This window comes from Streptomyces sp. NPDC086519 (assembly GCF_040686075.1).
Lineage (GTDB): Bacteria > Actinomycetota > Actinomycetes > Streptomycetales > Streptomycetaceae > Streptomyces > Streptomyces shenzhenensis.
In genome coordinates, this window is sequence record NZ_JBFBJL010000013.1 from 59,738 (window position 1) to 86,463 (window position 26,726).

The following is a 26,726-nucleotide window of genomic DNA, read 5'->3' on the forward strand; positions in this document are numbered from 1 at the left end:
CCACCCTAGGTGTGTTGTACGCCGCACTGCCGTTTGGTAGGTGCCCCACTACGCTACGGATGAGTAACCGTCCCCCCTTTTGAGCAGGCAGGGAGCCGCATCCCGATGTCCGAGCCGGAAGAGATCGACATTCACACGACCGCGGGGAAGCTCGCGGATCTCCAGCGCCGTGTCCACGAAGCGACACACGCCGGTTCGGAGCGCGCCGTCGAAAAGCAGCACGCCAAGGGCAAGCTGACGGCCCGTGAGCGGATCGAGCTGCTTCTCGACGAGGGCTCCTTCATCGAGCTGGACGAGTTCGCCCGGCACCGGTCCACCAACTTCGGCCTGGAGAAGAACCGGCCCTACGGGGACGGCGTCGTCACCGGGTACGGAACCGTCGACGGCCGGCCCGTCGCCGTCTTCTCGCAGGACTTCACCGTCTTCGGCGGCGCCCTCGGCGAGGTCTACGGCCAGAAGATCGTGAAGGTCATGGACTTCGCCCTGAAGACCGGCTGCCCGGTCATCGGCATCAACGACTCCGGCGGGGCCAGGATCCAGGAGGGCGTCGCCTCCCTCGGCGCGTACGGCGAGATCTTCCGCCGCAACACCCACGCGAGCGGCGTGATCCCGCAGATCTCGCTCGTCGTCGGCCCCTGCGCGGGCGGCGCGGTCTACTCCCCGGCCATCACCGACTTCACGGTCATGGTCGACCAGACGTCCCACATGTTCATCACCGGCCCGGACGTCATCAAGACGGTCACCGGCGAGGACGTCGGCTTCGAGGAGCTGGGCGGCGCCCGGACCCACAACTCCGTCTCCGGCGTGGCGCACCACATGGCCGGCGACGAGAAGGACGCCATCGAGTACATCAAGCAGCTGCTGTCGTACCTGCCGTCCAACAACCTCTCCGAGCCCCCGGTCTTCGCCGAGGACGCCGACCTCGCCGTCACCGACGAGGACCGCGAGCTGGACACCCTGGTCCCGGACAGCGCGAACCAGCCGTACGACATCCACACGGTGATCGAACACATCCTCGACGACGGTGAGTTCTTCGAGACGCAGGCCCTGTTCGCGCCGAACATCGTCACCGGCTTCGGCCGCGTGGAGGGCCACCCGGTCGGCATCGTCGCCAACCAGCCCATGCAGTTCGCCGGCTGCCTCGACATCAAGGCGAGCGAGAAGGCCTCCCGCTTCGTCCGCACCTGCGACGCCTTCAACGTCCCGGTCATCACCTTCGTCGACGTCCCCGGCTTCCTGCCCGGCGTCGGCCAGGAGCACGACGGCATCATCCGCCGCGGCGCCAAGCTGATCTACGCCTACGCCGAGGCCACCGTCCCCCTCATCACCGTCATCACCCGCAAGGCCTTCGGCGGCGCCTACGACGTCATGGGCTCCAAGCACCTGGGCGCCGACCTCAACCTCGCCTGGCCCACCGCCCAGATCGCCGTCATGGGCGCCCAGGGCGCCGTCAACATCCTGCACCGCCGCACCATCGCCGAGGCGGAGGGCTCAGGAAACGGTGAGGCCACCCGGGCGCAGCTCATCCGGGAGTACGAGGACACCCTCCTCAACCCCTACACGGCGGCCGAACGCGGCTACATCGACGCCGTGATCATGCCGTCGGACACCCGGCGCCACGTCGTACGGGGCCTGCGCCAGCTCCGTACCAAGCGCGAGACCCTGCCTCCGAAGAAGCACGGCAACATCCCCCTGTAAGGAGCCGCTGTGACGATCAAGGTCATACGGGGCAACCCGACCCCGGAGGAACTGGCCGCCGCCCTGGCGGTCGTGAGGGCCCGCGCCGCGGCCCTGGCGGCAGCGCCGTCCGACGCCCCGCAACCGACGAGCGCGTGGTCCGACCCGAGCCGCATCGCCCAGCACCGCGTCCCGAACCCGGGCGCAAGCGCATGGAGCCGTACTTACTGGCCGGCCTAGGAGCAACAGACCCAGGGGCGCGGGGCTGTGTCGATATGCGGCTCCGCCGCGTGGGCGCGCAGAAGGACAGCAAAGGGCGCCGAATTGAGTACCCCTACTCAGGCGCCCCACCCCGGCCAGGCCCCACGCTGGTGACATGCTGTGGTCGGACCCCGAAGACGAGCCGCCGAAGGACCTGCAGGACATGCAGAACACCCTCCGGCGGCTCGGCGTCTTCCTGGCTCTGGTCATGATCGTGCTGATGATCGTGCTCGGCGTGAGGTGAGCGGACCCCTGTCGGCCCCCACCGATACGCTGCCCCCATGCGCAGACTCGTCCTCGCCTCCCAGTCCCCCGCCCGGCTGAACCTCCTGCGGCAGGCGGGCCTCGCCCCCGAGGTGATCGTCAGCGGCGTCGACGAGGACGCCGTCACCGCCCCCACCCCGGCCGACCTGGCCCTCGCCCTCGCGGAGGCGAAGGCGTCCGTCGTCGCCGCCCGCCCCGACGTGCAGGGCGCCATCGTCATCGGCTGCGACTCGGTGCTGGACCTCGACGGCGAGCCCCTCGGCAAGCCCGCGGACGCCGAGGAGGCCACCGCCCGCTGGAAGTCGATGCGCGGCCGGGCCGGCACCCTCCAGACCGGGCACTGCGTCTGGGACACGGCGAGCAAGCGCTGGGCGTCGGCGACCGCGTCCACGGTCGTCCGGTTCGGCGAGCCCACCGACCAGGAGATCGCCGCGTACGTGGCCTCGGGCGAACCCCTCTACGTGGCCGGAGCGTTCACCCTGGACGGCCGCAGCGCACCGTTCATCGAAGGCATCGACGGCGACCACGGCAACGTGATCGGCATCAGCCTGCCCCTGGTCCGCCGGCTGCTGGCGGAGCTCGGTGTCGGGATCACGGAGTTGTGGACGCCGGCGGAGTGAGCCGTCCCGCGGGCGGCGTGTCGTTCTTCACCGGCTCCGGTTCCTGCTCCGGTTCCGATTCCGGCTCCGGGGCGCGCTCGGGGCCGGAACCGCCCTCGCCCCCGCCGGCGGTCTCCGCAGCGGCGTCACCCGCCCCGTCCACCCGGTCGTACGTCATCAGCAGCAGTACGACGAGCGCGAGGACGACCATCATGAACAGGAACGCCCTCCACCCGACCAGCCCCCACGACACGGCGCCCAGGAGGGCGTGCACGACCGCGACACTGATCAGCAGCACGCGGCCGAAGCCGGCGGGCTGCCGGTCGCGTACGGCGACCAGCAGGGCCACCAGGCCGCACAGCGCGAAGTAGAGACCGAAGACCACGGCGCCGGCCTTCGCGGACATCGACATCCGGTCCGGGTCGAGGCCGGCCAGGGACATGTCCTGGTGGTCGACGACCACTCCCATGAACCAATTGAGTGCCGCGATGCCGAACGCCTCGGCGAAGAGTATGACCGCCACGATCCACGCCACCGGTCTGCGTACCACCGGTCCCCACCCACTTTCGATCACGGCCCGACCGAGCCGGTGTTACTTGAAGGACGCCCGTACACCGCCCGGCACACGTCTCAAGGAGGTCCTTCGGGCCGCGGCGCCGTCTTCGGCATCGCGAACGCTACTAACGGGTAAACCGCGGGACAAGGGGCCGGTCGGCAGCAAAGAATCGTTGGGCCATTCGTAGGGACTCAACAAAGAAACGGAGTGGGGCGCGGCACGCTCTCACAGAGACCTTGGCCACATGACAGGGCTAGGGTTTCCCGAAGGAGTCCTGCGTACCGAGGTGCGACATGGGATTTCGCGGGTCGGGTGAGCCTCGCATCACGTTCCGTGTGGGCAAGGTCACCAGTGGGGACGGGTCGAAGTGCCGTGTCGGCAGTCCCTAAACTCGGCTTGTTTCAAGGAGGGAGCCTCAATCGTGCGCAAGGTGCTCATCGCCAACCGTGGCGAAATCGCTGTCCGCGTGGCCCGGGCCTGCCGGGACGCCGGGATCGCGAGCGTGGCCGTCTACGCGGACCCGGACCGGGACGCTCTGCATGTCCGCGCCGCGGATGAGGCGTTCGCCCTGGGCGGTGACACCCCGGCCACCAGCTACCTGGACATCCAGAAGGTCCTGAACGCGGCGCGCGAAGCCGGCGCGGACGCCGTCCATCCGGGCTACGGCTTCCTCTCCGAGAACGCGGAGTTCGCGCAGGCGGTCCTGGACGCGGGCCTGACCTGGATCGGCCCGCCGCCGCAGGCGATCCGCGACCTGGGCGACAAGGTGGCGGCCCGGCACATCGCGCAGCGCGCCGGTGCCCCGCTGGTGGCCGGCACCCCCGACCCGGTCTCCGGGGCGGACGAGGTCGTGGCGTTCGCCGAGCAGCACGGCCTGCCGATCGCCATCAAGGCGGCCTTCGGCGGCGGCGGGCGCGGCCTGAAGGTCGCCCGCACCCTCGAAGAGGTCCCCGAGCTGTACGACTCCGCCGTCCGTGAGGCGGTGGCGGCCTTCGGCCGCGGCGAGTGCTTCGTGGAGCGCTACCTGGACCGCCCCCGGCACGTGGAGACCCAGTGCCTGGCCGACACCCACGGCAACGTGGTGGTCGTCTCCACCCGTGACTGCTCGCTCCAGCGCCGCCACCAGAAGCTGGTCGAGGAGGCGCCCGCGCCGTTCCTCTCCGACGCCCAGGTCGCCGAGCTGTACCGCGCTTCCAAGGCCATCCTCAAGGAGGCCGGCTACGTCGGCGCGGGCACCTGTGAGTTCCTGGTCGGCCAGGACGGCACGATCTCCTTCCTGGAGGTCAACACCCGCCTCCAGGTCGAGCACCCGGTCACCGAGGAGGTCGCCGGCATCGACCTGGTCCGCGAGATGTTCCGGATCGCCGACGGCGAGGCGCTCGGCTACGACGACCCGGAGCTGCGCGGCCATTCCTTCGAGTTCCGCATCAACGGCGAGGACCCGGGCCGCAACTTCCTGCCCGCCCCCGGCACGGTCACCCGCTTCGACGCCCCCTCCGGCCCCGGTGTCCGCCTGGACGCCGGTGTCGAGGCCGGCAGCGTCATCGGCCCGGCCTGGGACTCCCTGCTCGCCAAGCTGATCGTCACCGGCCGCACCCGCGCCGAGGCCCTGCAACGGGCCGCCCGCGCTCTGGACGAGTTCCAGGTCGAGGGCATGGCCACGGCCGTCCCCTTCCACCGCGTCGTCGTCCGTGACCCGGCCTTCGCGCCCGAGCTCACCGGCTCCGAGGACCCCTTCACGGTCCACACCCGCTGGATCGAGACCGAGTTCGTCAACGAGATCAAGCCCTTCGCCGCCCCCGCCGACGCGGACGCCGACGAGGACGCCGGCCGCGAGACCGTCGTCGTCGAGGTCGGCGGCAAGCGCCTTGAGGTCTCCCTGCCCGCCTCCCTGGGCATGACCCTGGCCCGCACCGGCCTCGCCGCCGGCGCCAAGCCCAAGCGCCGCGCCGCCAAGAAGTCCGGCCCGGTCGCCTCCGGTGACACCCTCGCCTCGCCCATGCAGGGCACGATCGTCAAGGTCGCGGTCGAGGAGGGCCAGGAGGTCAAGGAGGGCGACCTGATCGTCGTACTCGAAGCGATGAAGATGGAGCAGCCCCTCAACGCCCACAAGACCGGCACCGTCAAGGGCCTCGCCGCCGAGGTCGGCGCGTCCCTCACCTCCGGCGCCGTGATCTGCGAGATCAAGGACTGACCCCACCCCGGACGACACCGCCCGGCGAACGTCACCCGTTCGCCGGGCACCCGACTTTCTGGAACGGCCCATGCGCGCCGACGCCCGCCGCAACCACGACCGGCTGCTCGCCGAGGCCCGCGCGGTCTTCGCCGAGCACGGCACGGACGCCTCTCTGGAGGACGTGGCCCGCCGGGCGGGAGTGGGCATCGGCACCCTCTACCGCCACTTCCCGAACCGGCACGCCCTGATGAGCGCGGTCTTCGAGGACGCGGTGAACGAACTCCTGGCCAGGGCCCGCGAGCTGCGGACCGCCCCCGACCCGTGCGAGGCCCTGCTGACCTGGCTCCACGAGGTGGTCACCCACGCGGCGACGTACCGGGGCCTGTCGAAGGCCCTGATGTCGGCCTCACCGGCATCCGCCCTGTCCCGCTGCGGCACCCCGATGCGGGAGGCGGGCACGACCCTGCTGACCCGAGCTCAGAAAGCCGGCACGGTACGGGCCGACGTACAGATCACCGACCTGCTCCGACTCACCCACGCCATCGCCCTGGCAGCGGAGGAGTCACCGGAAGACCCGACCTTGGCGGACCGCTTGCTGAGCCTGACTCTGAACGGACTGAAACACTGACCCCCCAGGGGCGCGAGCAACCACGTACCACCCGCACCCACCCATCACACGCACCCCACGGCGCCCCGGCACTCGGCCCCCTCACCGGCGCCGCATGTCAGCGACCCGCCCCCGCTCGGCCCCGGTCGGCGGCTCCGCCCCCAGCATCGACGCCGACCGCAACCCCGCCCCCGGCCCCTGACTCCGCCGCGGCCCCGGCAGGGCGACGTCCCGACGCTGTTGATGCTGCTGTCGCGCCGGGACCTGATCACCCCCCGGGTTTCCCGACGCCCCGGCCACGGCGATCTGCACCCCCTGATCGGCAAGGGCCTGCAGTTCGGTGAGCGCACGGTCGTCGTGGCCCGGCGGCTCGTCCGTGACCAGCCGGGCGATGAGATCGGTCGGCACGGTCTGGAACATCGTGTCCGTGCCGAGCTTGGTGTGGTCGGCGAGGATCACGACCTCCGCGGCGGCCTGCACCAGCGCCCGGTCGACGGACGCCGACAGCATGTTGGACGTGGACAGCCCCCGCTCGGCCGTCAGGCCGCTCCCGGACAGGAAGGCCTTCGACACGCGCAGCCCCTGGAGGGACTGCTCCGCGCCGGAGCCGACGAGCGCGTAGTTGGAGCCCCGCAGGGTACCGCCGGTCATCACGACCTCGACCCGGTTGGCATGGGCCAACGCCTGTGCCACCAGCAGTGAGTTGGTGACGACGGTCAGGCCGGGCACTCTCGCCAGCCGGCGCGCGAGCTCCTGCGTGGTGGTACCCGCACCGACCACGATGGCCTCGCCTTCTTCGACGAGGCCCGCGGCGAGATCGGCGATGGCCGTCTTCTCGGCGGTCGCGAGATGAGATTTCTGCGGAAAGCCGGACTCCCGCGTGAACCCGCCCGGCAGTACCGCACCGCCGTGCCGGCGGTCGAGGAGTCCTTCTGCCTCCAGTGCGCGCACGTCCCGCCGTACGGTCACTTCTGAGGTCTGGACGACGCGGGCGAGCTCACGGAGCGACACGGCCCCGTTCGCTCGCACCATTTCGAGGATCAATTGGCGACGTTCTGCAGCGAACACGAAACTGACAGTAACCCCAACGACCGTCTGCTTTCAGCAGTTTGCGCCGAATAGCAGAAGTTGTTCGCACAGCAGGTGCAGAAGTGGTATAGGACTCACCCTGCCCGACCGCGTGGTCGACAACTCCCCGTGACCAGCGGGGAGTCGGTTCCGGCCGTCAGAGTTCGCTGCCGGTCTTCCGCGTGTGCAGCTGCCGCGCCACCTCCGCGATCGACCCCGAAAGGGAGGGATACACGGTGAACGCGTTCGCGATCTGTTCGACCGTCAGATTGTTGTCGACCGCGATCGAGATCGGATGGATCAGCTCCGAGGCCCGCGGCGCGACCACCACACCGCCCACCACGATCCCGGTCCCCGGCCGGCAGAACATCTTCACGAAACCGTCCCGGATGCCCTGCATCTTCGCTCGCGGGTTGCGCAGCAGCGGCAGCTTCACCACCCGGGCGTCGATCTTCCCGGCATCCACGTCCGCCTGCGTGTACCCCACCGTCGCGATCTCCGGGTCGGTGAAGACGTTCGACGACACGGTCTTCAGGTTCAGCGGAGCCACCGCGTCGCCCAGGAAGTGGTACATCGCGATACGCCCCTGCATGGCGGCCACCGACGCCAGCGCGAAGACACCGGTCACGTCACCGGCGGCGTACACGCCCGGAGCCGTCGTCCGCGACACCTTGTCGGTCCAGATGTGCCCGGAGTCGCGCAGCTTGACGCCGGCCTCCTCCAGTCCCATACCCGCGCTGTTCGGGATCGCGCCGACGGCCATCAGACAGTGCGATCCGCTGATGACCCGGCCGTCCGCGAGCGTCACCTCGACCCGGTCCCCGACCCGCTTGGCGGCGGCCGCCCGCGACCGCGCCATGACGTTCATGCCCCGGCGGCGGAAGACGTCCTCCAGGACGGCGGCGGCGTCCGGGTCCTCACCCGGCAGCACACGGTCCCGCGACGAGACCAGCGTGACCCTCGACCCCAGCGCCTGGTAGGCGCCCGCGAACTCGGCACCGGTCACACCCGACCCGACCACGATGAGCTCCTCCGGGAGCTCGGTGAGGTCGTAGACCTGGGTCCAGTTCAGGATGCGCTCGCCGTCCGGCTGCGCGTCCGGCACCTCCCGAGGATGACCACCGGTGGCGATCAGCACCGCATCCGCCGTGAGGGTCTCCTCACTGCCGTCCGCGGCCGCGACGACGACCTTCCGCGACCCGTCCAGAGCCTGCATGCCCTCCAGCCGCCCGCGCCCCCGCATGACCCGCGCACCGGCCCGCGTCACCGAGGCGGTGATGTCATGCGACTGGGCCAGCGCGAGCCGCTTCACACGCCGGTTGACCTTCCCCAGATCGACCCCCACCACCCGGGCGGCCCGCTCCAGGGGCGGGGTGTCGTCGGCGACGATGATCCCCAGCTCCTCGTACGACGAGTCAAAGGTCGTCATGACCTCGGCCGTAGCGATAAGAGTCTTCGACGGCACGCAGTCGGTCAGTACCGACGCTCCGCCCAGACCGTCGCAGTCGACGACGGTCACCTCCGCGCCGAGCTGCGCGGCCACCAGCGCCGCTTCATAGCCGCCGGGTCCGCCACCGATGATCACGATCCGAGTCACGTACTCCATTGTCCCAAACGCCTGAAGGTGCCACTGCCCGGGGGCGGCGCCCGGTGCTCCCGGGGACGCGAGTGACACACGGGACGGCTGCCGTACCCTCTGTCCATGTCGTCGCTCTACGCCGCGTACGCCGGCAATCTCGACGCACGGCTGATGTCCCGCCGCGCTCCGCACTCGCCCCTGCGCGCCACCGGCTGGCTGAACGGATGGCGGCTGACCTTCGGCGGTGAGCAGATCGGCTGGGAGGGCGCCCTGGCGACGATCGTCGAGGACCCCCTCTCCCAGGTCTTCGTCGGCCTGTACGACATCGCCCCGATGGACGAGGAGGCCTTGGACCGCTGGGAGGGCGTCGGCATGGGCATCTACCGCCGCGCCCGGGTCCGCGTGCACACCCTGGAGGGCGAGGAGAACGCCTGGCTCTACGTCCTCGACGGCTACGAGGGCGGTTTGCCCTCCGCCCGGTACCTCGGCGAGATCGCCGACGCGGCGGAGTCGGCGGGCGCACCGCACGATTACGTGATGGAGCTGCGCAAGCGGCCCTGCTGAGACCGGCACAGACCCCTCACAGCCGACACAAAGCAACCTGCGTCACACCGCTCATCGGAAACGACAAGACAACGATCGCAATCCCATGAGCTCCGTCATCTACGCGCGTAGGCCCAGACCGGCTACTCTCATCCGCGTGAACGCATCTCTTCTTCCGGACGACATCCAGGGCGACCCCCACGCCGCCGCCGACGCGGCCGCCGCTCGCCTGCGCGAGCTCACGGACGCCGAGACCCACGACGTCGCCCTCGTGATGGGCTCCGGCTGGGCGCCTGCCGTCGACGCCCTGGGCGCCCCCGACGCCGAGTTCCAGGTCACCGAGCTGCCCGGCTTCCCGCCGCCGGCCGTGGCGGGGCACGGCGGCACGATCCGCTCGTACGCCTTCGGTGACAAGCGCGCGCTGGTCTTCCTGGGCCGCACGCACTACTACGAGGGCCGAGGCGTCGCCGCCGTCGCCCACGGCGTCCGCACCGCCGTGGCCGCCGGCTGCAAGACGATCATCCTCACCAACGGCTGCGGCGGCCTGCGCGAGGGCATGCGCCCCGGCCAGCCGGTCCTCATCAGCGACCACATCAACCTGACGGCGACCTCCCCCATCATCGGCGCCAACTTCGTCGACCTCACCGACCTGTACTCGCCGCGCCTGCGCGCCCTGTGCAAGGAGGTCGACCCCACCCTCGAAGAGGGCGTCTACGCGCAGTTCCCCGGCCCGCACTACGAGACACCGGCCGAGATCCGCATGGCCCGCGTGATCGGCGCGGACCTGGTGGGCATGTCGACGGTCCTCGAAGCGATCGCCGCGCGCGAGGCGGGCGCCGAGGTCCTGGGCATCTCCCTGGTGACGAACCTCGCCGCGGGCATGACCGGAGAGCCCCTCAACCACGAGGAGGTCCTCCAGGCGGGCCGCGACTCGGCGGCACGGATGGGCGAACTGCTGGCGCAGGTACTGGGCAGGCTCTGAACAGACGCCATCCGGGGTGCCACCCGCGGTCCGACGGCGTCCACAGGCCCGTCGTGGCCGGTCGCGCAGTTCCCCGCGCCCCCGAAGGGGCGCCGAAGCCAGCGTCCGTCGCAAGGGGATGGGATTCTGGAGCCGCCCACGGCGGGAAGGGGACGGGGCGGGGAGTTTCCGCCCGCAGCGGTCGGCGTTCCACCCCCCGCGCAGCCCAGAAGACAGCACCGCCGACCCGAGGACGGGGACTCCGCGCCCCGGCCCCGACCCACCCACCGCCCGTAGGCGCTACACGCACCCCCACCGAAGCCGCGGATGCGCCGCAGGCACACCACGAGAGGTTGGACGACGACCGTGCACGACGATCTCATCGCCCGGGCCCGAACCTGGCAGGCCGAGGACCCCGACCCGGAGACCCGCGACGAGCTCGCCAGGCTCATCGACGCCGGTGACCTCACCGAACTGTCCGCCCGCTTCAGCGGCACCCTCCAGTTCGGCACCGCAGGCCTGCGCGGCGAACTCGGCGCCGGCCCCCTGCGCATGAACCGCTCCGTCGTCATCCGCGCCGCCGCCGGCCTCGCCGCGTACCTGAAGAACCACGGCCACGGCACCGGCACCGTCGTCATCGGCTACGACGCCCGCCACAAGTCCGCCGACTTCGCCCACGACACCGCGGCGGTCATGACCGGCGCCGGCCTCAAGGCCGTCGTACTCCCCCGCCCCCTCCCCACCCCCGTCCTGGCGTTCGCCATACGCCACCTGGGCGCGGTCGCCGGCGTGGAGGTCACGGCCAGCCACAACCCGCCCCGCGACAACGGCTACAAGGTCTACCTGGGCGACGGCTCCCAGATCGTCCCGCCCGCCGACGCGGAGATCGCCGCCGAGATCCAGGCGGTCACCACCCTCCACGACGTCCCCCGCCCCGACACCGGCTGGGAGACCCTCGACGACACGGTCCTGGAGGCCTACCTGGCCCGTACGGACGCCGTCCTCGCCCCCGGCTCCCCCCGCACCGCCCGCACGGTCTACACCGCCATGCACGGCGTCGGCAAGGACACCCTCCTCGCCGCCTTCGCCCGCGCCGGCTTCCCCACCCCCACCCTCGTCGCCGAACAGGCCGACCCGGACCCGGACTTCCCGACCGTCGCCTTCCCCAACCCGGAAGAGCCCGGCGCGATGGACCTCGCCTTCGCGAAGGCCCGCGAGACCGACCCCGACCTGATCATCGCCAACGACCCCGACGCCGACCGCTGCGCCGCGGCCGTCAAGGACAACGGCGCATGGCGGATGCTCCGCGGCGACGAGGTCGGCTCCCTCCTCGCCGCCCACCTGGTCCGCCGCGGCGCCACCGGCGTCTTCGCCGAGTCGATCGTCTCCTCCTCCCTCCTCGGCCGCATCGCCGAGCAGGCGGGCCTCCCCTACGAGGAGACCCTCACCGGCTTCAAGTGGATCGCCCGCGTGGACGGCCTGCGCTACGGCTACGAGGAGGCCCTCGGCTACTGCGTCGACCCCGACGGCGTCCGCGACAAGGACGGCATCACCGCGGCCCTCGTCATCACCGAGCTGGCCTCGGTCCTCAAGGAGGAGGGCCGCACCCTCCTCGACCTCCTCGACGACCTCGCCGTGGAGCACGGCCTGCACGCCACCGACCAGCTCGCGGTCCGCGTCCAGGATCTCTCCGTCATCGCGCAGGCCATGCGGAGACTCCGCGAGCACCCCCCGACCGAGCTCGCGGGCCTCCCCGTCACCAGGGCCGAGGACCTGACCCAGGGCACGGACAGACTGCCCCCCACCGACGGCCTCCGCTACACCCTCACCGGCGCCCGCGTCATCGTCCGCCCCAGCGGCACCGAGCCCAAGCTGAAGTGCTACCTGGAGGTGGTGGTCCCCGTGGCCGACCACACGGCCCTCCCCGCGGCCCGCGCCACCGCGGCCGACCTGCTCAAGGCCATCAAGCACGACCTGTCCACAGCGGCAGGCATCTGACCATCCCCCCACCTCCCCCACACACAACCCGCAGCAGACCCCCGAGGGGCGCCCCACCCAGGAGGCGCCCCTCTTGGTCACCCCACGTACGAGCACCCATAGCACCCCATCGGGTGATTTCCCGACGGCAGTTGACGCGGGCTCCGCGCACGGCCCCGGCGGCCGGGAAACGGTGAACGGGTAACCCCCGCCGCAACAGCCGTCGTACTGGAGCCGCCGCCGTGTCCCCCACCGCCCACGACACCACCCCGCGCGGGCACATCCCGGGCACCCGACGACCCCACCTCCCCACGGCGGCCGCCCCCCGGCACGCCCTGCGCCGGGCGGCTCCCGCACTCGCCGCGTATGTCGCCGTACGCCTCGTCGGCCTCGCCTTCCTCACCGTCTGGGCGCACCGGCGCCACCACGGCGTGTGGCCGATGCTGGCGACGCAATGGGACTCCCGCTGGTACCTCGGCATCGCCGACCACGGCTACGCACACGCCCTGGGCACCGCGTACGACCACAACAACCTGGCGTTCTTCCCGCTGTACCCGCTCCTGGTGAAGGCCGTCGCGGTGCTGACCCCGGGCACCCGGGCCAGCACCGGACTGGCTCTGGCGTGGCTGGCGTCGCTCATCGCGGCCTGGGGCGTGTTCGCGGTGGGCGACCGGCTGGCCGGCCGCCGGGTCGGCGTCCTGCTCACCGTGCTGTGGGCGGCGTACCCGGTGGGCCTGGTCCAGTGGATGGGCTACACCGAGTCGCTCTTCACGGCGTTCGCCGCGTGGACGCTGTACGCGGTGCTGACCGAGCGCTGGCTGTACGCGGCGGCGGGCTCGGTACTCGCCGGGCTGACCCGGCCGACCGGGATCGCGGTGGCCGCCGCCGTGACGGTCACCGCGCTCCTCTCGCTCCGCACCCGCTTCTCGGCCCGCGCCCTGACGGCGGCCCTGGTGGCCCCCCTCGGCTGGTGCGCGTACGTCGGCTGGGTGGGCCTCAGACTGGGCCGCTGGGACGGCTACTTCGCCGTACAGCGGATGTGGCACAACGAACTGGACGGCGGCGCGGAGACCCTGCGCTGGCTCCGGCACCTGTTCGGGCAGGTCTCGCGGCCGGAGCTGTTCCTGGTCGTCGTCAGCCTGACGATGCTGGTCTCCGTCGTGCTGTTCGCGCTCTCGGCGGCGGACCGGCAACCGCTGCCGCTGCTGGTGTTCAGCGCGGTCCTGCTGCTGATCGTGGCGGCGAGCGGCGGCGTCTACTTCCCGCGCGCCCGCTTCCTCCTCCCCGGCTTCCCGCTGCTGCTGCCGGTCGCCGAGCACCTCGCCCGCGCCTCGACGCGCCTGCGGGTGCTCGCGCTGACGACGGCCGTCGCGGGCTCGGCGTACTGCGGGGCGTACATGCTGCTGGTGTGGCCGAGTGCGCCCTGAGAGCGTCGGAGGCGTACGAGGCGGCTGAAGCCGCTGTCCGGGCCGCGTCAGGACCGGAGCGTGAGAGCGCCCTCGCCGGGACCGCCGCCCGTCACCCGAACCGTCCGCTCACGTGGTCCGAGGTCCCTTCGTCCCGGGGTGAGCTGAACATCGCCTCGGTGTCGCCGAGCTCCTTTCTCCACGATCACACCCGGGGTAGATGCCGTCGCCGTCGAGGAGGACCCGGCGCTCACGCACGGACCGGGACAACGTTGCCTACGGGGGCACCGCTACAGACCACCCACCTCGAACCAGAGCAGCTTCCCGGCCCCGCGATCCAGCAGGCCGTCCCCGAGCGGCCAACCGCCCCAGCGGTCGGCGTACTCCTGCACGAGACGCAGCCCGCGCCCGCCCTCGGCGTCCGTCGGCGCGAGGGGGACACGGTCCCTGGGCGGCTCGCCGAAGGGGGCGGGGACGCGTGGATGGCTGTCCCAGACGCCGACTCGCAGGCGTCCGTCCGCGAGCGCGGTGATCCGCAGGGAGGCGGGGCCCTTCGTGTGCCGGTAGGCGTTGGTGACCAGCTCGGACGTCAGCAACGCGACGGTGTCGAGCACTTCACCTCTCCCGTGGCTGTCCAGCACGGACCGTACGGTCATACGTGCGACACGTGCGGCGCGCGGGTCATGAGGCAGGCGGAGGGCGTAAGCCCAGGTGTCGCATGGGGCTACGGTGACCATGAACGGCTCCTACGGCGGGAGGACTTGGTTCGCCCGACAATCCGACCCGACGGTGGCAGTGCCGCGCGCAGACAGGGCGGCGCGGTGCGCTTCCGGCTTACGGAGGCGGGAGTTGGGCGACTTGGGTTAACCGTAGACTTCAAGACCTGAAGGTTTTGCAGCTTCGAGCAAAACCTTCAGCAATCTCGTTCGTATGGGTGACCACTACGCCAGGTGTATGAAACGGAGTGAGGACATGCCACCGAGGTCCACCCCTACGGCACGGCGCCTCCGTATCGGCGTAGAACTGCGCCGACTACGCGAACGCGCAGGCATGACCGCCGCCGAGGCCGCCAGATCCCTGGGTACGACGCAAGCGCAGATCAGCAACATCGAGGCGAACCGCTTCGGCATCAGCGCGGAACGCGTACACACGCTCGCCCATATCTACGGCTGCACGGACCAGCCCCTGGTCGACGCCCTCGCCGCCATGGCCGGCGACCGCACCCGCGGCTGGTGGGAGGAGTACCGCGACACCCTGCCACCCCGTCTACTCGACCTTGCCGAGTTGGAACACCACGCCAAGGCGCTGCGCGTGACCCAGGTCATCAACATCCCGGGCCTGCTCCAGACACCGGAACACGCCCGCGCCCTGTTCCGACAAGCGGTCCCGGCCCTGCGCCCCCACGAGATCGAATACCGCGTCTCCCACCGCATCAAGCGTCAGGCCATCCTGCATCGCGAGCAGCCACCGTCGTACACGGCGATTGTCCACGAGGCCGCCCTGCGCATGCAGTTCGGCGGTCGCGAGGTGGCCAGGGCTCAGTTGCACCACCTTGCCGAGATCAGCGGACACCCCGCCGTCAACCTCCGCGTGATCCCCTTCGACGGCACTTCCTTCCCCACCACAGGCCACGCCGTCGACTACTTCCACGGTGCGGTACCCACCCTCGACACTGTCGAGGTGGACACCGCTCACGGCAACGAACTCATCGACGCCGCAGGGCAATTGGAGAAATACCGGCTCGTCCTGGACCGCATGGAGGCCGTCGCCCTGAAACCCGCCCCCTCGCTGGACCTCGTCCACCGCATCTCCCAAGACCTCTGAGAGACGAACATGACCGAACCGACCTGGCAGAAGTCGACCTACAGCGAAGAAGGCTCCGCCTGCATCGAGATAGCCCCCACCCCGGCCACCATCCGCATACGCGACTCCAAGCACCCCTCCGGCCCTCACCTCACCCTCCGCCCCACCGCCTGGGCGGACTTCGTCGCCTACGCGGCAGAACCGGGACGCCGAGCGTGAGGCAACCGGCCCTCGTCACCGCATCGCCAGGCCGGCCAGCCAGGGATGTCCGGGATGAAGGCGGGTCAGCCACCCGCCGAGGGCCTCGCGCCGCGTCCGGCTCAGCAGCGGCAGCACCCCGTCGAAGTCGGCGTGATCCTTGGGCCGTGGCTCCTTCGCCTTGAACAACAGCACCAGTTCCGGCACCAGGTAGGGGATACCGTCCGCTGTCCGCTCGATGATCGCGTCGTACGGCAGCCGCAAGCTCTCGTCCCGGCGGCAGATCCATGTCCCGCCCTCATGCGGCTCGCGGAAGACGTCGAAGAGGAACCGGCCGCTCGCCGGATCCCGCACCCACGTCTGGTGCGTTGCCGCGAGCGCCCCCTCTCCTGCCCCTGCCCCTGCCCCTGCCCCTGCCCCTGCCCCTGCCCCTGCCCAGACCCGCCCCGAGCCCACCGCGTCAAACACGTACTCGGGAAAGCGGTCACGAACCTCCGCGAACCCGGCCGCGGGGACGGCGATCTCCAGATCGCCGTGGGGCCGCGACTGCCCACCGCGGAAGAGGTCCAGGGCCCACCCGGCCGCGACACACCAGGGCACGCCGACCCCACCCAACCGGGCCGCGACCTGCTCCGGCCGCCAGGCATCCGCCCAGCGGGCGGCCAGTTCCTCAGCGTCGGGAAGGGTACCGCCGGGTGGCAGGGAATCGGTCATCAGCACAACGTAGCGGTGCGCCGCGACATCGCCGGCATGTACTCGGCGCCGCGACTTGCGGGAGGGCTCCAGACGCAACGGCCAGCGTGCGCCGGGCGTTGTCAGAGGCATCGGGCACACTGCGCCGTATGAACTTGGTGACCGCGCACGACTACGCCTGGATCCGCACCTCGCCGCTCTTCCGCCACGCAATGGAGAGCGGATACACCCTGACACTGATACGGGGGCGGAGCCCGCACGAGGTGCTGCGCGCGATGGAGGCGGAACCGCGCGGCACCGGGGAGGGAACGGCCGGGCTGATCAAGGCGGACGAAGCTCATCGCGCCGAGGTGGGTTACGACTACTGGGACGAGTCTTACGTCGCGGGCGCCTTCAGCACCTCGGGCGAGAACGGCGACTGGACAATCGTCCTGGGCTTCGACGGTGGCCTGGGGATCGCGGGCGCGTGCGTGGAGACGCTGTCGAAGGGGGGCCGGGTCGTGGCGCACTCGACCAACGGCGGCAAGCCCATGCACTTCTTCCACTGGTTCGAGGACGGCGAACTCCGTACGACGTTCGAGGGCCCCTCGTCGCGCGCCGGCAACACCCCCGATGAACTGGTCCCCCTGCTGCGGGAAGTCGGCTTCCCCCTGACCCCCGAGGGAGAGCACGACGAGAGCGCCCCGGACGTCGACCGGAAAGCGGCGGTCCTCGCTCTGGCTGAAAGACTCACCGGCATACGTGTCACCGAAACCCTCCTCCGGGACGCCACGTACGAACTGGGACTCGTCCCCGAACAACCCGCAGAGGAATGGACCGGCGTGGTCATCGACATCACCGATGCCCACGGGGAGCGCCTCTACAGGGAATGGACCTACGAGGAGATCGTGACGGCGTCGGACCGCGCACGGGCGCAGGCCGACGCGCCGGTCGTGATCACCTACAACGAGCCTCCGACCGCGGGTCGTTCGGAGCACCAGACGGGTGAGTAGCGAGCGGGACCGTGGTGGGTGCCGCGGCGCACTCGCCGCCGTCGAAAAGAGACCTTGCCGCCGCGGCCGAGGCTGCGATCATGGTCCGGCAGCCTTCTTGAGCCGTCGCCGGCAGATCAGACAGGATGCCCTGTAGACACCACCGGTCCGGCACCGGTTCGACGGCCTCGCGAAGGTGGCCCCGAACGCCTGATGCCGCAACGGTAGAAGCAGCCGGGAGAGGGTAACGCATCAGGTCGCGGGGCTGCCTGGCGTTGCCCGTGGCAGCGCCAGGCTCGTCCTCAGGTCATCACCAGGGCCCGCTCTAGCCGTTGAGGATCGTCACGCTGTACACGGTGACATAGGAGCTGAAGAAGACCGCGTTCCCCCGCGGACCATCGGTCGGCCCGATGTCGAAGGAGCCGACGCTGGTGTCGAAGGCCCCGTGGTTCCAGTCGGCCGTGACCCTGTAGACGCCACCCTGGTTGACGCTCCACGTGCCGGGGGTGCCCGCGTAGCAGAAGTTGCCGTGCGAGGTCCAGACTTCCAGGCCGTGGCTCATGGGGTAGCTGCTGTTCTGGGTGGGGCACGCGGTGGGGCCGATGGCGCTGGCCGGCGTGGCGATCGCCACGCCGCCGGCCAGGATGCCGGCGGTGAGGGCTATGGTCGAGAGTTTCCTGCGAACCATCAAGATCATCTCCTGTGCCTTGCAGTGGCCGCGATCCCATGCCGGTGATCGCGGTGGTCCGAGTCGTGCCGTCCTGCCCCGGCCCGCCCTCCAGCCCCCGTTCCGCGGGGTGTTGTGCAAGATCGAGGCTAAGAGCTGCTGTCCTAGATCCGTCCTAGATCCGCCCTGGGTCCGTCCTTGCGCACTGCGTTCACATGAGCGCATGTGACAAGTCGAATGCCTTGTCGGTGACAACCAGACTGCTTCGACCGGTCCGAATCGCCAGCTCGTCCCTCTCCGTTGGTGACAACTACGGTGCTTCGGCTCAGGCCGGTGTTGCCGAGGTTCGGGGCGGCGTGGGACGGCTACTGACTTCGGCTCGTCAAGCAAGGTGACGTGGGTTCGTCGAGGGGCAGGCCGGTGCCGGCTATGAAGCCGTCGAGAGTGTCGGGCCGGTACTGAAGTCGTTTGAGCCGGTTGCGTACGAGGGCTTCGAGCCGGTCGAGGGCGACGACGGCGAGGTTGGCCAGGCTGCGTTTGACGTGGGCCCAGACCCACTCGACCGGGTTGAGATCGGGTGAGCAGGCGGGCAGCAGGAACACCGTCAGCCACTCGCGCTCGCCGATACCGACTCACTCTGCCCGCCGCTTTGCACTGAGCCTGCTGTGCAGCCCGGCGGGTCGGCGGTGACCGAGGACCACCGCGCCGATACCGACGAAGGCGAGGAAGATCGTGCGGCGCTGCGCTCGTAACGGCGGTGCAGGCATCGGCAGCCGGTGAGCCAGGGCCCCGCCCTCTCGACGACCCGACGATGCCTTTGCGGGCTATGCGGTGGCGGATGCCCCGCTTGCACAGCCATCGACGCGGTTGGTCGCAGTCGTGTCGTGCGTGTTGGAGCCGGAGACGCCCAGCGACAGGGGAAGACCGTCCCGGTCGGCGATCAGGTGGAGCGCGGCCGTGTCGAAAAGCGGCCCGGCGCGGGACGCGGCTTCGTTTGCGCGACGACCCTCACAAACGGGCCCTCAGGCCGTCCAGGGTCAGGTCGAGCAGACGTTCCGCCTGCTGCCGTTGTTCGGGCCTCGCCGAGGTGAGGGCGATGCCTTCGAGGGCGGCGGAAATATCGGTGGGGGTGATGTCGGTACGGATCGCCCCGGCGGCCACGCACGCGTCCATGAGGGCGGTCAGGGCGGCCTGGATCATTTCCCGGCTGTGGCCGTACGGATTGTTCCCCGTGGCGGCGATGGCGCGCAGGGCATCGATCATCCCGTACTTGGCGGTCACGTAGTCCAGGAAAAGACGCGTCCAGGCACGCAGGGCCTCAAAGGCCGGCTTCGCCGCCAGCAGAGCGGGTGCCGCGTCGCACAGTTGGACGACCTCGTGGCGGTAGACCGCCTCGACCAGTGCTTCGCGGGTGGGGAAGTTGCGGTACAGCGTGGCACTGCCCACGCCCGCCTCCTTGGCGATGCGCTCCAAGTGGGCGTCGAGCCCCTCCGCCGCGAAAACGCGCACCGCAGCCGCGAGGATCTTCTCCCGGTTACGCCGCGCGTCAGCCCGCAACGGCCGTTGCGCTCCCTCGGCCATCAGCGCTTGCCCTCCTTTCTCGGCTTTCCAGCCGCCTAAACGGAGGCGCGCCCAGTTAGTCTGCTTAACTGGGGGCTCCCCCAGTTCCACTGTAGGGGAACGCACCTACCTGCACACACCTCACGAAAGGACTCATCATGTCCGGCATCAAGGGCAAGGTCATCGCGCTCACGGGCGCCAGCAGCGGCATCGGTGAGGCGACGGCGCTCCATCTCGCCGGGCAAGGGGCCCGCCTGGTGCTCGGAGCCCGGCGGGAGGACCGGCTGAACGCAGTGGTCGATCGCATCACAGCACAGGGCGGCGCGGCCGTCGGGGTCGTCGTCGATGTCACGCGCCGCGAAGACCTGAAGCGCCTGACGGATACGGCACTCGACCGCTACGGCCGACTCGATGTCCTGGTCTCCAACGCCGGCACGATGGCGGTCTCGCCGTTCGACGAGCTGCGCCAGGACGACTGGGACGCCATGGTCGCCACCCATGTCACCGGCCTGCTGAACGGCATCGGGGCCGCGCTGCCCGTCTTCCGGCAGCAGCGCTTCGGGCAGTTCGTCAATGTCGCCTCCACCGCCGCCTATGTCGTGAAGTCCCCCCAGGCCGTCTACGCGGCCACCAAGACGGCGGTGAAGGTGCTGACCGAAGGGCTGCGACAGGAGTCCGGCCCCGACCTGCGCGTCACCCTCGTCTCGCCGGGCTTCACCAACACGGAGGGCGTGGGCAAGGGAGGGAGCCCCGAGGCAGCGGCGGCGCTCGCCCGGCAGCGCGACGAGATCGCCATGCCGCCCTCCGCCGTCGCCTCCGCCATCGGTTACGCGATCGAGCAGCCTGACGGCATCGACGTCAGCGAGATCGTCGTCCGCCCCACGGTGCAAGCCTGACGACCGCCCCGGAACGGCCCCGGCCGCCGGGCGGCCCGGCCGTCCCGCGCGGATCGCCTTTCGGCTCTCCCGGACGAGGCCTGGATCGCCGCCGCCGCGGCACGCGGGGCCGCCATCCGCCGACAACTCCTCGAACCGCCCGCCCCTGCCGTGGCGGACGCTGTCGGCCACCACGACAAGACCACCCGGCTCCGCCATGAGACCGGCGGCGCCTGGAGCCGGTACGCCCTGGCAACCGCGTACGGTCACCAGCGGGCCGGGCTCCCAGGGAACTCACGGCCGTTGAACCCCGCCACGGGGTGGCAGGCCAGGGAGTGCCCTGGCCTGCCCATGCCTCACGATGCCGTCGGCCGCTCCTGGTGGCTGCCATAGGGCCGCGTGATGATCTCCATGCCGTGCCCGGCCGGATCCATGAAGTACAGTCCGCGCCCGCCGTGATGGTGGTTGATCTCTCCAGGCTGCTTCAGATGCGGATCGGCGTAGTACATGATCCCGGCCTCCCGGATACGCGCGAAGGCCGCGTCGAACTCCTCGTCGGAAACGAGGAACGCGTAGTGCTGCATGACGATCGACTCCGCCGGAACGGCGGCGAAGTCCAGGGTGACCCCGTTGCCGGTGGCCACCGGAATGAACGGGCCCCACTCGGTCCCGACCTCAAGCCCCAGGATGTGCGCCAGGAACTCGGCCGACTCCCGGTTGTCCCGGGCATGGACGATGGTGTGATTCAACTCGACTGACATATGTGGAATGCCTCCGCAAGGCACCTCACGGCACCTCCATGCCTCACCCAGCCGGTGACCGGCACGCGATGCGTGCGCATGATCCTAAACAGCGGCGCCTGCGCCGTCGAGGCGTCTTCCGAGGAGGTGGACCCTTTCGGCCACGGAGCGTCACCCCATCCCCAGCCGGGTCGGGAACTGGCGACAGCCGAATACGCGAGCCCACCAGCACCGGGGCCCACAGCCTGCGCGTCACCGCCGCGCCCACGGCTCACCGCCGCCAGAGGGCCACTGGGAGGTCCGGTTCGCCGACGCCGCCTCGGCCAAGGGCTGGGAGAGCCTCGCCCAGCAGGCCCGCGAGAACACCTGCCGCGCCTGGCTCACCTTGCGCACCGCCCCCAGACCGGCCACCGAGACTCCCCGGCACCACCGCCTCAAGGGCGGCCTCGCGCACGGCACCCATCGCGGGCAGACCTGTGAGCAGTGGCAGATCGAGGTGACCGGCGGCGGCCGCATCCGGTACCTCCTCGACACGGTCCGGGAGACCTGCTGGATCACCTCCGCAGGTACGGGGCACCCGCGAGCCACAGACCGGCGCTGACAACCAGGTTGACGGCGACGTTCCGCCCGGCGGCGGCCACTTCGCCAGCATCAGGAACGGCGCCGCCGGGCGGCAGGGACTCGGCCATCGGAGCAACCCACCACCCCGAGCCCGGAAACGCCCGGCTCGGCAGGCGCAGACTCCCAGTTCTGGACTTGCTGGTCCATTTTCCCGGGCGCACAGTGGTCCGCACCTGACGGGGACCGAGCAGACGGAGGGGTGATCGTGGCCCTGCCCTTGGCCGTCAGCTCCGTACGCCGCGTCATCCGACCTCCACGAAGTGCACCACAGGGTCCAATCCCTACCCCACCGCCAGCAGCACCGCCAGCAGCACCGCCCCCGCCACCGCCGGCGCGGCCAGCTCGTACGCCCACCGCACCGTGATCTCGCCCTGCGCCGACTCCGCCGGCCCCCTGCTCTCCAGCATCTCCCGCAGGTCGTCCATGACCTTGTCGGTCTCCGTGCGCAACGGCCCGGCCGCGTGCTCGGGCTCGCCCAGTCCCCCGGAGCTCCCGAACCCGCCGAAGCCGCCGAGCCCACGCCCGGCGGCTCCCGCCCCCGGCCCCGTCCGCCCGCGCCGCACGTCCGACTCCGCCTTCGCCTGCCGGCGCGCCGCCTTCTTGCGACCCCGCAGGGACACGGGGATCGCCCAGAGCTGGTACTTCGCACCGGACTTCACGATCACCTCGTTCGAGTAACCGGAGCGCAGCGAGGCGATCTCCCCCCACGGCAGCGTGATCACCCGGAACGGGTTGCGGACGCGCAGCCGGTCCTCGCTCGCGAACACCGCGGGACGCAGCGTGAAGGCGGCGACCAGCGGCACGATGAGGATGAGCGCGGCGAGGGCCAGCCAGGGGGTGCGGCCCTGCCCCCGGAGCAGCGCGTCGATGCCGAGCCAGCCGACGATGGCGAGGAGCAGTACGCCGCCGATCAGCGCCTGGGGCGAGCGGTAGATGCGGTCCTTGACGAGGGGCGTGGTCATGCGCCGATTCTGCCTCAGCCGTGCGCCCGCGCGCCGTGGGGGCATCATCGCCGTAGGCGAGCACCGGTGCGCCGTGGTTGCTCGCGCAGTTCCCCGCGCCCCTGTGCCGTAGGGCAGCTCCCCGGCACCGCGAAGAACCGTTCCCTCGGGGTGTACAGCCGCTACGCGCGTAGATATGCTCGGCTGGTGACCATGCCCACCACCGCACCCCACGCACTTGCTGACGTCACCGCGTCCGACAGCACGCTGCGCCGCTTCCTCCACGGGCTGCCCGGCGTCGACGCGGTCGGCCTGGAGGCGCGTGCCGCCTCCCTCGGCACCCGTTCCATCAAGACCACCGCGAAGGCGTACGCCATCGACCTCGCCATCTCGATGGTCGACCTGACGACGCTGGAAGGCGCGGACACCCCGGGCAAGGTCCGGGCGCTCGGCGCCAAGGCGGTCCATCCGGACCCGACGGACCGGACGGCCCCCGCCACGGCAGCCGTCTGCGTCTACCCCGACATGGTGGCCACCGCCAAGGAGGCCGTCGCCGGCTCGTCCGTCAAGGTCGCCTCCGTCGCCACCGCCTTCCCGGCCGGCCGTGCCGCGCTCGACGTCAAGCTCGCCGACGTACGCGACGCCATGAGCGCCGGCGCCGACGAGATCGACATGGTCATCGACCGCGGCGCGTTCCTCGCGGGGAAGTACCTGAAGGTGTACGACGAGATCACCGCCGTACGCGAAGCCTGCGGGACCTCGGCCCGGCTCAAGGTCATCTTCGAGACCGGCGAGCTGTCGACGTACGACAACATCCGCCGGGCGTCCTGGCTGGGCATGCTCGCGGGCGCCGACTTCATCAAGACCTCGACCGGCAAGGTCGCCGTCAACGCCACCCCGGCGAACACCCTCCTCATGCTGGAGGCGGTGCGCGACTTCCGCGCGCAGACCGGCGTCCAGGTCGGGGTCAAGCCCGCCGGCGGGATCCGGACCAGCAAGGACGCGATCAAGTTCCTCGTCCTCGTCAACGAGACCGTGGGAGAGGACTGGCTGGACAACCACTGGTTCCGCTTCGGCGCCTCCTCGCTCCTGAACGACCTGCTGATGCAGCGTCAGAAGCTGGCCACCGGCCGCTACTCCGGCCCCGACTACGTGACGGTGGACTGATCGATCATGACTTTTGAGTACGCACCGGCGCCCGAGTCCCGCTCCGTCGTCGACATCGCCCCCTCCTACGGCCTCTTCATCGACGGCGAGTTCACGGACGCGGCGAACGGCAAGGTCTTCAAGACGGTCAGCCCGTCGACCGAGGAGGTCCTCTCCGAGGTCGCCCGCGCCGGCGCCGAGGACGTCGACCGGGCCGTGCAGGCCGCCCGGAAGGCCTTCGAGAAGTGGTCCGCGCTGCCGGGCTCCGAGCGCGCCAAGTACCTGTTCCGCATCGCCCGGATCATCCAGGAGCGTTCGCGCGAGCTCGCCGTCCTGGAAACCCTCGACAACGGCAAGCCGATCAAGGAGACGAGGGACGCGGACCTCCCCCTCGTGGCCGCGCACTTCTTCTACTACGCGGGCTGGGCCGACAAGCTCGACCACGCCGGCTTCGGAGCGAACCCGCGGCCCCTCGGCGTCGCCGGCCAGGTCATCCCCTGGAACTTCCCCCTCCTGATGCTGGCCTGGAAGATCGCCCCGGCGCTCGCCACCGGCAACACGGTGGTCCTCAAGCCCGCCGAGACGACCCCCCTGTCCGCCCTCTTCTTCGCGGACATCTGCCGTCAGGCGGGCCTGCCCAAGGGCGTCGTCAACATCCTCCCCGGGTACGGTGACGCGGGCGCCGCGCTCGTCGCCCACCCCGACGTGAACAAGGTCGCCTTCACCGGCTCCACCGCCGTCGGCAAGGAGATCGCGCGCACGGTCGCGGGCACCAGGAAGAAGCTCACCCTCGAACTGGGCGGCAAGGGCGCCAACATCGTCTTCGACGACGCCCCCGTCGACCAGGCCGTCGAGGGCATCGTCACCGGGATCTTCTTCAACCAGGGCCAGGTCTGCTGCGCCGGCAGCCGGCTGCTCGTCCAGGAGTCGATCCACGACGAGCTGCTCGACTCCCTCAAGCGCCGCCTGTCCACCCTCCGTCTCGGCGACCCGCTGGACAAGAACACGGACATCGGCGCGATCAACTCCGCCGAGCAGCTCGCCCGCATCACCGCCCTCGCCGACCAGGGCGAGGCGGAGGGCGCCGAGCGCTGGTCCCCGGCCTGTGAACTGCCCTCCTCCGGCTACTGGTTCGCCCCGACGCTCTTCACGAACGTCACCCAGGCCCACACCATCGCCCGTGACGAGATCTTCGGCCCTGTCCTGTCGGTCCTGACCTTCCGTACGCCCGAGGAGGCGGTCGCGAAGGCCAACAACACCCAGTACGGCCTGTCGGCGGGCATCTGGACCGAGAAGGGGTCGCGGATCCTGGCGGTCGCGGGCAAGCTGCGCGCCGGCGTCGTCTGGTCCAACACGTTCAACAAGTTCGACCCGACCTCGCCGTTCGGCGGATACAAGGAGTCGGGCTTCGGCCGCGAGGGCGGTCGCCACGGCCTGGAGGCGTACCTCGATGTCTGATCGCACCAATGAGCGTCTGCCTGTCTTCAAGACCTACAAGCTGTACGTCGGCGGGAAGTTCCCGCGTTCCGAGAGCGGCCGGGTGTACGAGGTGACGGACTCGAAGGGCAACTGGCTGGCCAACGCACCCCAGTCCAGCCGCAAGGACGCCCGGGACGCGGTCGTCGCCGCGCGCAAGGCGTTCGGCGGCTGGGCCGGGGCCACGGCCTACAACCGGGGCCAGGTCCTCTACCGCGTCGCGGAGATGCTGGAGGGCCGCCGGGACCAGTTCGTGCGCGAGGTCGCCGACGCGGAGGGCCTGGGCAAGTCCAAGGCGGCCGCGGTCGTGGACGCGACGATCGACCGCTGGGTCTGGTACGCGGGCTGGACCGACAAGATCGCCCAGGTGGTCGGCGGCGGCAACCCGGTCGCGGGCCCCTTCTTCAACCTCTCCTCCCCCGAGCCGACGGGCGTCGTCGCCGTCCTGGCCCCGCAGGAGTCGTCGTTCCTGGGCCTGGTGTCGGTCGTCGCCCCGGTGATCGCCACCGGCAACACGGCGGTCGTCGTCGCCAGTGAGAAGGCTCCGCTCCCCGCCCTCTCCCTCGCCGAGGTGCTCGCCACCTCCGACGTCCCCGGCGGCGTCGTCAACGTCCTCTCCGGCCGTACGGCGGAGATCGCCGCGCCGCTGGCCGCGCACCAGGACGTCAACGCGATCGACCTCGCGGGCGCCGACGAGGTGCTGGCCAAGGAGCTGGAGATCGCGGCGGCCGACAACCTCAAGCGCGTCCTTCGTCCACAGCCTGTGGACGACTGGACGGCGACGCCGGGAACGGACCGCATGACGGCGTTCCTGGAGACGAAGACGGTCTGGCACCCGACGGGGTCGCTGGGCGCCTCCGGCTCGGCGTACTGAGCGCCCCCGCCGCACGCCGCCTGCAGCCGGTGAACCCGGGCAGCCGTCCGCCGGCAGACCCGGACTGGAAATGTGCGCGCCTGGCCCTGAACGGCCATCGGCTGCCAACGCGTGGTTTCCCCCTGTCCGATGCTCGGCCCCGGCCTGCGGTGCCGCCCCCGCCCGGCCCGGAGCGGCTGAGGCCGGGAGACCGGAGCGGTCGGCGGCTCCTCGCCGCGCGGGTGCCGGATCCGTTGAGCCTCGGCAAGGTTCTCCGCGTACCCGTGCGGCTTCCAGGCGTATCCGTTCCACCGCTGGATCACGCGGGCGCCTCGGGGCTGAGGTGTGAGCCCTTCGGGCCGTCGCCGGACACCCGCGGGACGGCCCGAAGACGCCCTGTCTTCGCGTCGCGGCGCTCCGCCCGGTCCGACAACGGCTCGTCGTCCATCGTGCTTCCCCACGCTCCGGCGGCTCCTGGCACGGCAGAGCAGTGCGGTGCGCCGGCGAT

27 protein-coding genes and 3 pseudogenes are annotated in these 26,726 nt (G+C 70.8%); 18 read left to right on the forward strand and 12 right to left on the reverse strand.

Translation table 11 applies throughout. The annotated features are described in order from the left end of the window. Positions 1-105 precede the first annotated feature (105 nt). The 4 genes from AB0P24_RS14700 (at position 106) to AB0P24_RS14715 (ending at position 2,822) form a co-directional block, all read left to right on the forward strand. Positions 106-1,698: an acyl-CoA carboxylase subunit beta gene (locus AB0P24_RS14700; RefSeq protein ID WP_365793812.1), complete on the forward strand. Its 1,593-nt coding sequence runs from the start codon at positions 106-108 to the stop codon at positions 1,696-1,698. A gap of 9 nt (positions 1,699-1,707) precedes the next feature. Further along, complete coding sequence (locus tag AB0P24_RS14705; protein WP_365793814.1) at positions 1,708-1,917, forward strand: acyl-CoA carboxylase epsilon subunit; 210 nt, start codon at positions 1,708-1,710, stop codon at positions 1,915-1,917. Between the two features lie 136 nt (positions 1,918-2,053). Continuing rightward, positions 2,054-2,182, forward strand: coding sequence for a hypothetical protein (locus tag AB0P24_RS14710; protein ID WP_362595034.1), 129 nt, complete (start codon positions 2,054-2,056; stop codon positions 2,180-2,182). 37 nt (positions 2,183-2,219) lie between these two features. Further along, entirely contained in the window at positions 2,220-2,822 is a 603-nt protein-coding gene (locus AB0P24_RS14715) for a nucleoside triphosphate pyrophosphatase (protein WP_365793816.1), read from the forward strand. Here AB0P24_RS14715 and AB0P24_RS14720 read toward each other — a convergent pair. After that, a complete protein-coding gene (locus AB0P24_RS14720) occupies positions 2,794-3,351 on the reverse strand; it encodes a hypothetical protein (protein ID WP_365793818.1) in 558 nt (185 codons plus the stop codon). The genes AB0P24_RS14715 and AB0P24_RS14720 overlap by 29 nt on opposite strands. A gap of 427 nt (positions 3,352-3,778) precedes the next feature. Between AB0P24_RS14720 and AB0P24_RS14725 the strand changes: the two genes are divergently transcribed. Both AB0P24_RS14725 and AB0P24_RS14730 read left to right on the forward strand, forming a co-directional pair. Then, positions 3,779-5,551, forward strand: coding sequence for a biotin carboxylase N-terminal domain-containing protein (locus AB0P24_RS14725; RefSeq protein ID WP_365793820.1), 1,773 nt, complete (start codon positions 3,779-3,781; stop codon positions 5,549-5,551). A 70-nt stretch (positions 5,552-5,621) separates the two neighbouring features. Continuing rightward, a complete protein-coding gene (locus AB0P24_RS14730; protein ID WP_365793822.1) occupies positions 5,622-6,161 on the forward strand; it encodes a helix-turn-helix domain-containing protein in 540 nt (179 codons plus the stop codon). Positions 6,162-6,242: 81 nt separating this feature from the next. Here the strand turns inward: AB0P24_RS14730 and AB0P24_RS14735 are convergent, their stop codons facing one another. Together AB0P24_RS14735 and AB0P24_RS14740 are read right to left on the reverse strand one after the other, a co-directional pair. After that, a complete protein-coding gene (locus tag AB0P24_RS14735) occupies positions 6,243-7,184 on the reverse strand; it encodes a DeoR/GlpR family DNA-binding transcription regulator (protein ID WP_365794018.1) in 942 nt (313 codons plus the stop codon). A gap of 181 nt (positions 7,185-7,365) precedes the next feature. Further along, positions 7,366-8,814, reverse strand: a complete 1,449-nt coding sequence (locus AB0P24_RS14740; protein WP_365793824.1) for an NAD(P)H-quinone dehydrogenase — start codon at positions 8,812-8,814, stop codon at positions 7,366-7,368. A gap of 96 nt (positions 8,815-8,910) precedes the next feature. Here AB0P24_RS14740 and AB0P24_RS14745 point away from each other — a divergent pair, with 96 nt between their 5' ends. From AB0P24_RS14745 to AB0P24_RS14760, 4 genes are all read left to right on the forward strand, one after another. Beyond that, positions 8,911-9,351 carry a gamma-glutamylcyclotransferase gene (locus AB0P24_RS14745; RefSeq protein ID WP_365793826.1) on the forward strand — a complete coding sequence of 147 codons (441 nt, stop codon included), beginning with the start codon at positions 8,911-8,913 and terminating at the stop codon, positions 9,349-9,351. Positions 9,352-9,487: 136 nt separating this feature from the next. Next, on the forward strand, positions 9,488-10,312 hold the full coding sequence (locus tag AB0P24_RS14750) for a purine-nucleoside phosphorylase (RefSeq protein WP_365793828.1): 825 nt from the start codon (positions 9,488-9,490) through the stop codon (positions 10,310-10,312). A 345-nt stretch (positions 10,313-10,657) separates the two neighbouring features. Next, entirely contained in the window at positions 10,658-12,289 is a 1,632-nt protein-coding gene (locus AB0P24_RS14755) for a phospho-sugar mutase (RefSeq protein ID WP_365793830.1), read from the forward strand. Positions 12,290-12,510: 221 nt separating this feature from the next. Beyond that, entirely contained in the window at positions 12,511-13,695 is a 1,185-nt protein-coding gene (locus tag AB0P24_RS14760; RefSeq protein ID WP_365793832.1) for a hypothetical protein, read from the forward strand. A 269-nt stretch (positions 13,696-13,964) separates the two neighbouring features. On the opposite strand, the gene AB0P24_RS14765 is transcribed toward AB0P24_RS14760, so the two are convergent. After that, complete coding sequence (locus AB0P24_RS14765; RefSeq protein WP_365793834.1) at positions 13,965-14,411, reverse strand: ATP-binding protein; 447 nt, start codon at positions 14,409-14,411, stop codon at positions 13,965-13,967. 235 nt (positions 14,412-14,646) lie between these two features. Between AB0P24_RS14765 and AB0P24_RS14770 the strand changes: the two genes are divergently transcribed. Together AB0P24_RS14770 and AB0P24_RS14775 are read left to right on the forward strand one after the other, a co-directional pair. Beyond that, entirely contained in the window at positions 14,647-15,498 is an 852-nt protein-coding gene (locus AB0P24_RS14770; RefSeq protein ID WP_365793836.1) for a helix-turn-helix transcriptional regulator, read from the forward strand. Between the two features lie 9 nt (positions 15,499-15,507). Continuing rightward, complete coding sequence (locus AB0P24_RS14775; protein ID WP_365793838.1) at positions 15,508-15,696, forward strand: DUF397 domain-containing protein; 189 nt, start codon at positions 15,508-15,510, stop codon at positions 15,694-15,696. 15 nt (positions 15,697-15,711) lie between these two features. Here AB0P24_RS14775 and AB0P24_RS14780 read toward each other — a convergent pair whose 3' ends face one another. Next, a complete protein-coding gene (locus AB0P24_RS14780; protein WP_365793840.1) occupies positions 15,712-16,389 on the reverse strand; it encodes a hypothetical protein in 678 nt (225 codons plus the stop codon). Positions 16,390-16,517: 128 nt separating this feature from the next. Here AB0P24_RS14780 and AB0P24_RS14785 point away from each other — a divergent pair, with 128 nt between their 5' ends. Next, positions 16,518-17,360, forward strand: a complete 843-nt coding sequence (locus tag AB0P24_RS14785; protein WP_365793842.1) for a DUF6461 domain-containing protein — start codon at positions 16,518-16,520, stop codon at positions 17,358-17,360. Positions 17,361-17,664: 304 nt separating this feature from the next. Here the strand turns inward: AB0P24_RS14785 and AB0P24_RS14790 are convergent, their stop codons facing one another. The 4 genes and pseudogenes from AB0P24_RS14790 to AB0P24_RS14805 all read right to left on the reverse strand — a co-directional run bounded on the left by AB0P24_RS14790 (position 17,665) and on the right by AB0P24_RS14805 (position 19,587). Next, entirely contained in the window at positions 17,665-18,027 is a 363-nt protein-coding gene (locus tag AB0P24_RS14790) for a hypothetical protein (RefSeq protein WP_365793844.1), read from the reverse strand. 344 nt (positions 18,028-18,371) lie between these two features. Continuing rightward, positions 18,372-18,626: pseudogene (locus AB0P24_RS14795) on the reverse strand (transposase); the annotation flags it as partial. A gap of 12 nt (positions 18,627-18,638) precedes the next feature. Next, a pseudogene (locus AB0P24_RS14800) lies at positions 18,639-18,870 on the reverse strand (hypothetical protein); the annotation flags it as partial. A gap of 144 nt (positions 18,871-19,014) precedes the next feature. Then, positions 19,015-19,587 carry a helix-turn-helix domain-containing protein gene (locus AB0P24_RS14805; RefSeq protein WP_365793846.1) on the reverse strand — a complete coding sequence of 191 codons (573 nt, stop codon included), beginning with the start codon at positions 19,585-19,587 and terminating at the stop codon, positions 19,015-19,017. A 137-nt stretch (positions 19,588-19,724) separates the two neighbouring features. Between AB0P24_RS14805 and AB0P24_RS14810 the strand changes: the two genes are divergently transcribed. Further along, a complete protein-coding gene (locus tag AB0P24_RS14810; protein WP_365793848.1) occupies positions 19,725-20,462 on the forward strand; it encodes an SDR family oxidoreductase in 738 nt (245 codons plus the stop codon). 335 nt (positions 20,463-20,797) lie between these two features. Here the strand turns inward: AB0P24_RS14810 and AB0P24_RS14815 are convergent, their stop codons facing one another. Beyond that, entirely contained in the window at positions 20,798-21,202 is a 405-nt protein-coding gene (locus AB0P24_RS14815) for a VOC family protein (RefSeq protein ID WP_365793850.1), read from the reverse strand. 364 nt (positions 21,203-21,566) lie between these two features. On the opposite strand from AB0P24_RS14815, the gene AB0P24_RS14820 reads away from it, so the two are divergent. Continuing rightward, positions 21,567-21,782 carry a hypothetical protein gene (locus tag AB0P24_RS14820; RefSeq protein WP_365793852.1) on the forward strand — a complete coding sequence of 72 codons (216 nt, stop codon included), beginning with the start codon at positions 21,567-21,569 and terminating at the stop codon, positions 21,780-21,782. A gap of 301 nt (positions 21,783-22,083) precedes the next feature. Here AB0P24_RS14820 and AB0P24_RS14825 read toward each other — a convergent pair whose 3' ends face one another. Beyond that, positions 22,084-22,764 carry a PH domain-containing protein gene (locus tag AB0P24_RS14825; protein ID WP_365793854.1) on the reverse strand — a complete coding sequence of 227 codons (681 nt, stop codon included), beginning with the start codon at positions 22,762-22,764 and terminating at the stop codon, positions 22,084-22,086. Between the two features lie 192 nt (positions 22,765-22,956). On the opposite strand from AB0P24_RS14825, the gene deoC reads away from it, so the two are divergent. Genes deoC through AB0P24_RS14840 form a run of 3 tightly spaced genes read left to right on the forward strand, consistent with a single transcriptional unit; the run spans position 22,957 to position 26,239 of the window. Next, on the forward strand, positions 22,957-23,910 hold the full coding sequence (gene deoC / locus AB0P24_RS14830) for a deoxyribose-phosphate aldolase (protein ID WP_365794020.1): 954 nt from the start codon (positions 22,957-22,959) through the stop codon (positions 23,908-23,910). Positions 23,911-23,916: 6 nt separating this feature from the next. Beyond that, complete coding sequence (locus AB0P24_RS14835; protein ID WP_365793856.1) at positions 23,917-25,347, forward strand: aldehyde dehydrogenase family protein; 1,431 nt, start codon at positions 23,917-23,919, stop codon at positions 25,345-25,347. Continuing rightward, on the forward strand, positions 25,340-26,239 hold the full coding sequence (locus AB0P24_RS14840) for an aldehyde dehydrogenase family protein (RefSeq protein WP_365793858.1): 900 nt from the start codon (positions 25,340-25,342) through the stop codon (positions 26,237-26,239). The genes AB0P24_RS14835 and AB0P24_RS14840 overlap by 8 nt, the downstream gene beginning before the upstream one ends. 152 nt (positions 26,240-26,391) lie before the next feature. Here the strand turns inward: AB0P24_RS14840 and AB0P24_RS14845 are convergent. Beyond that, positions 26,392-26,666, reverse strand: a pseudogene (locus tag AB0P24_RS14845) (DUF6087 family protein); the annotation flags it as partial. Positions 26,667-26,726: the final 60 nt, after the last annotated feature.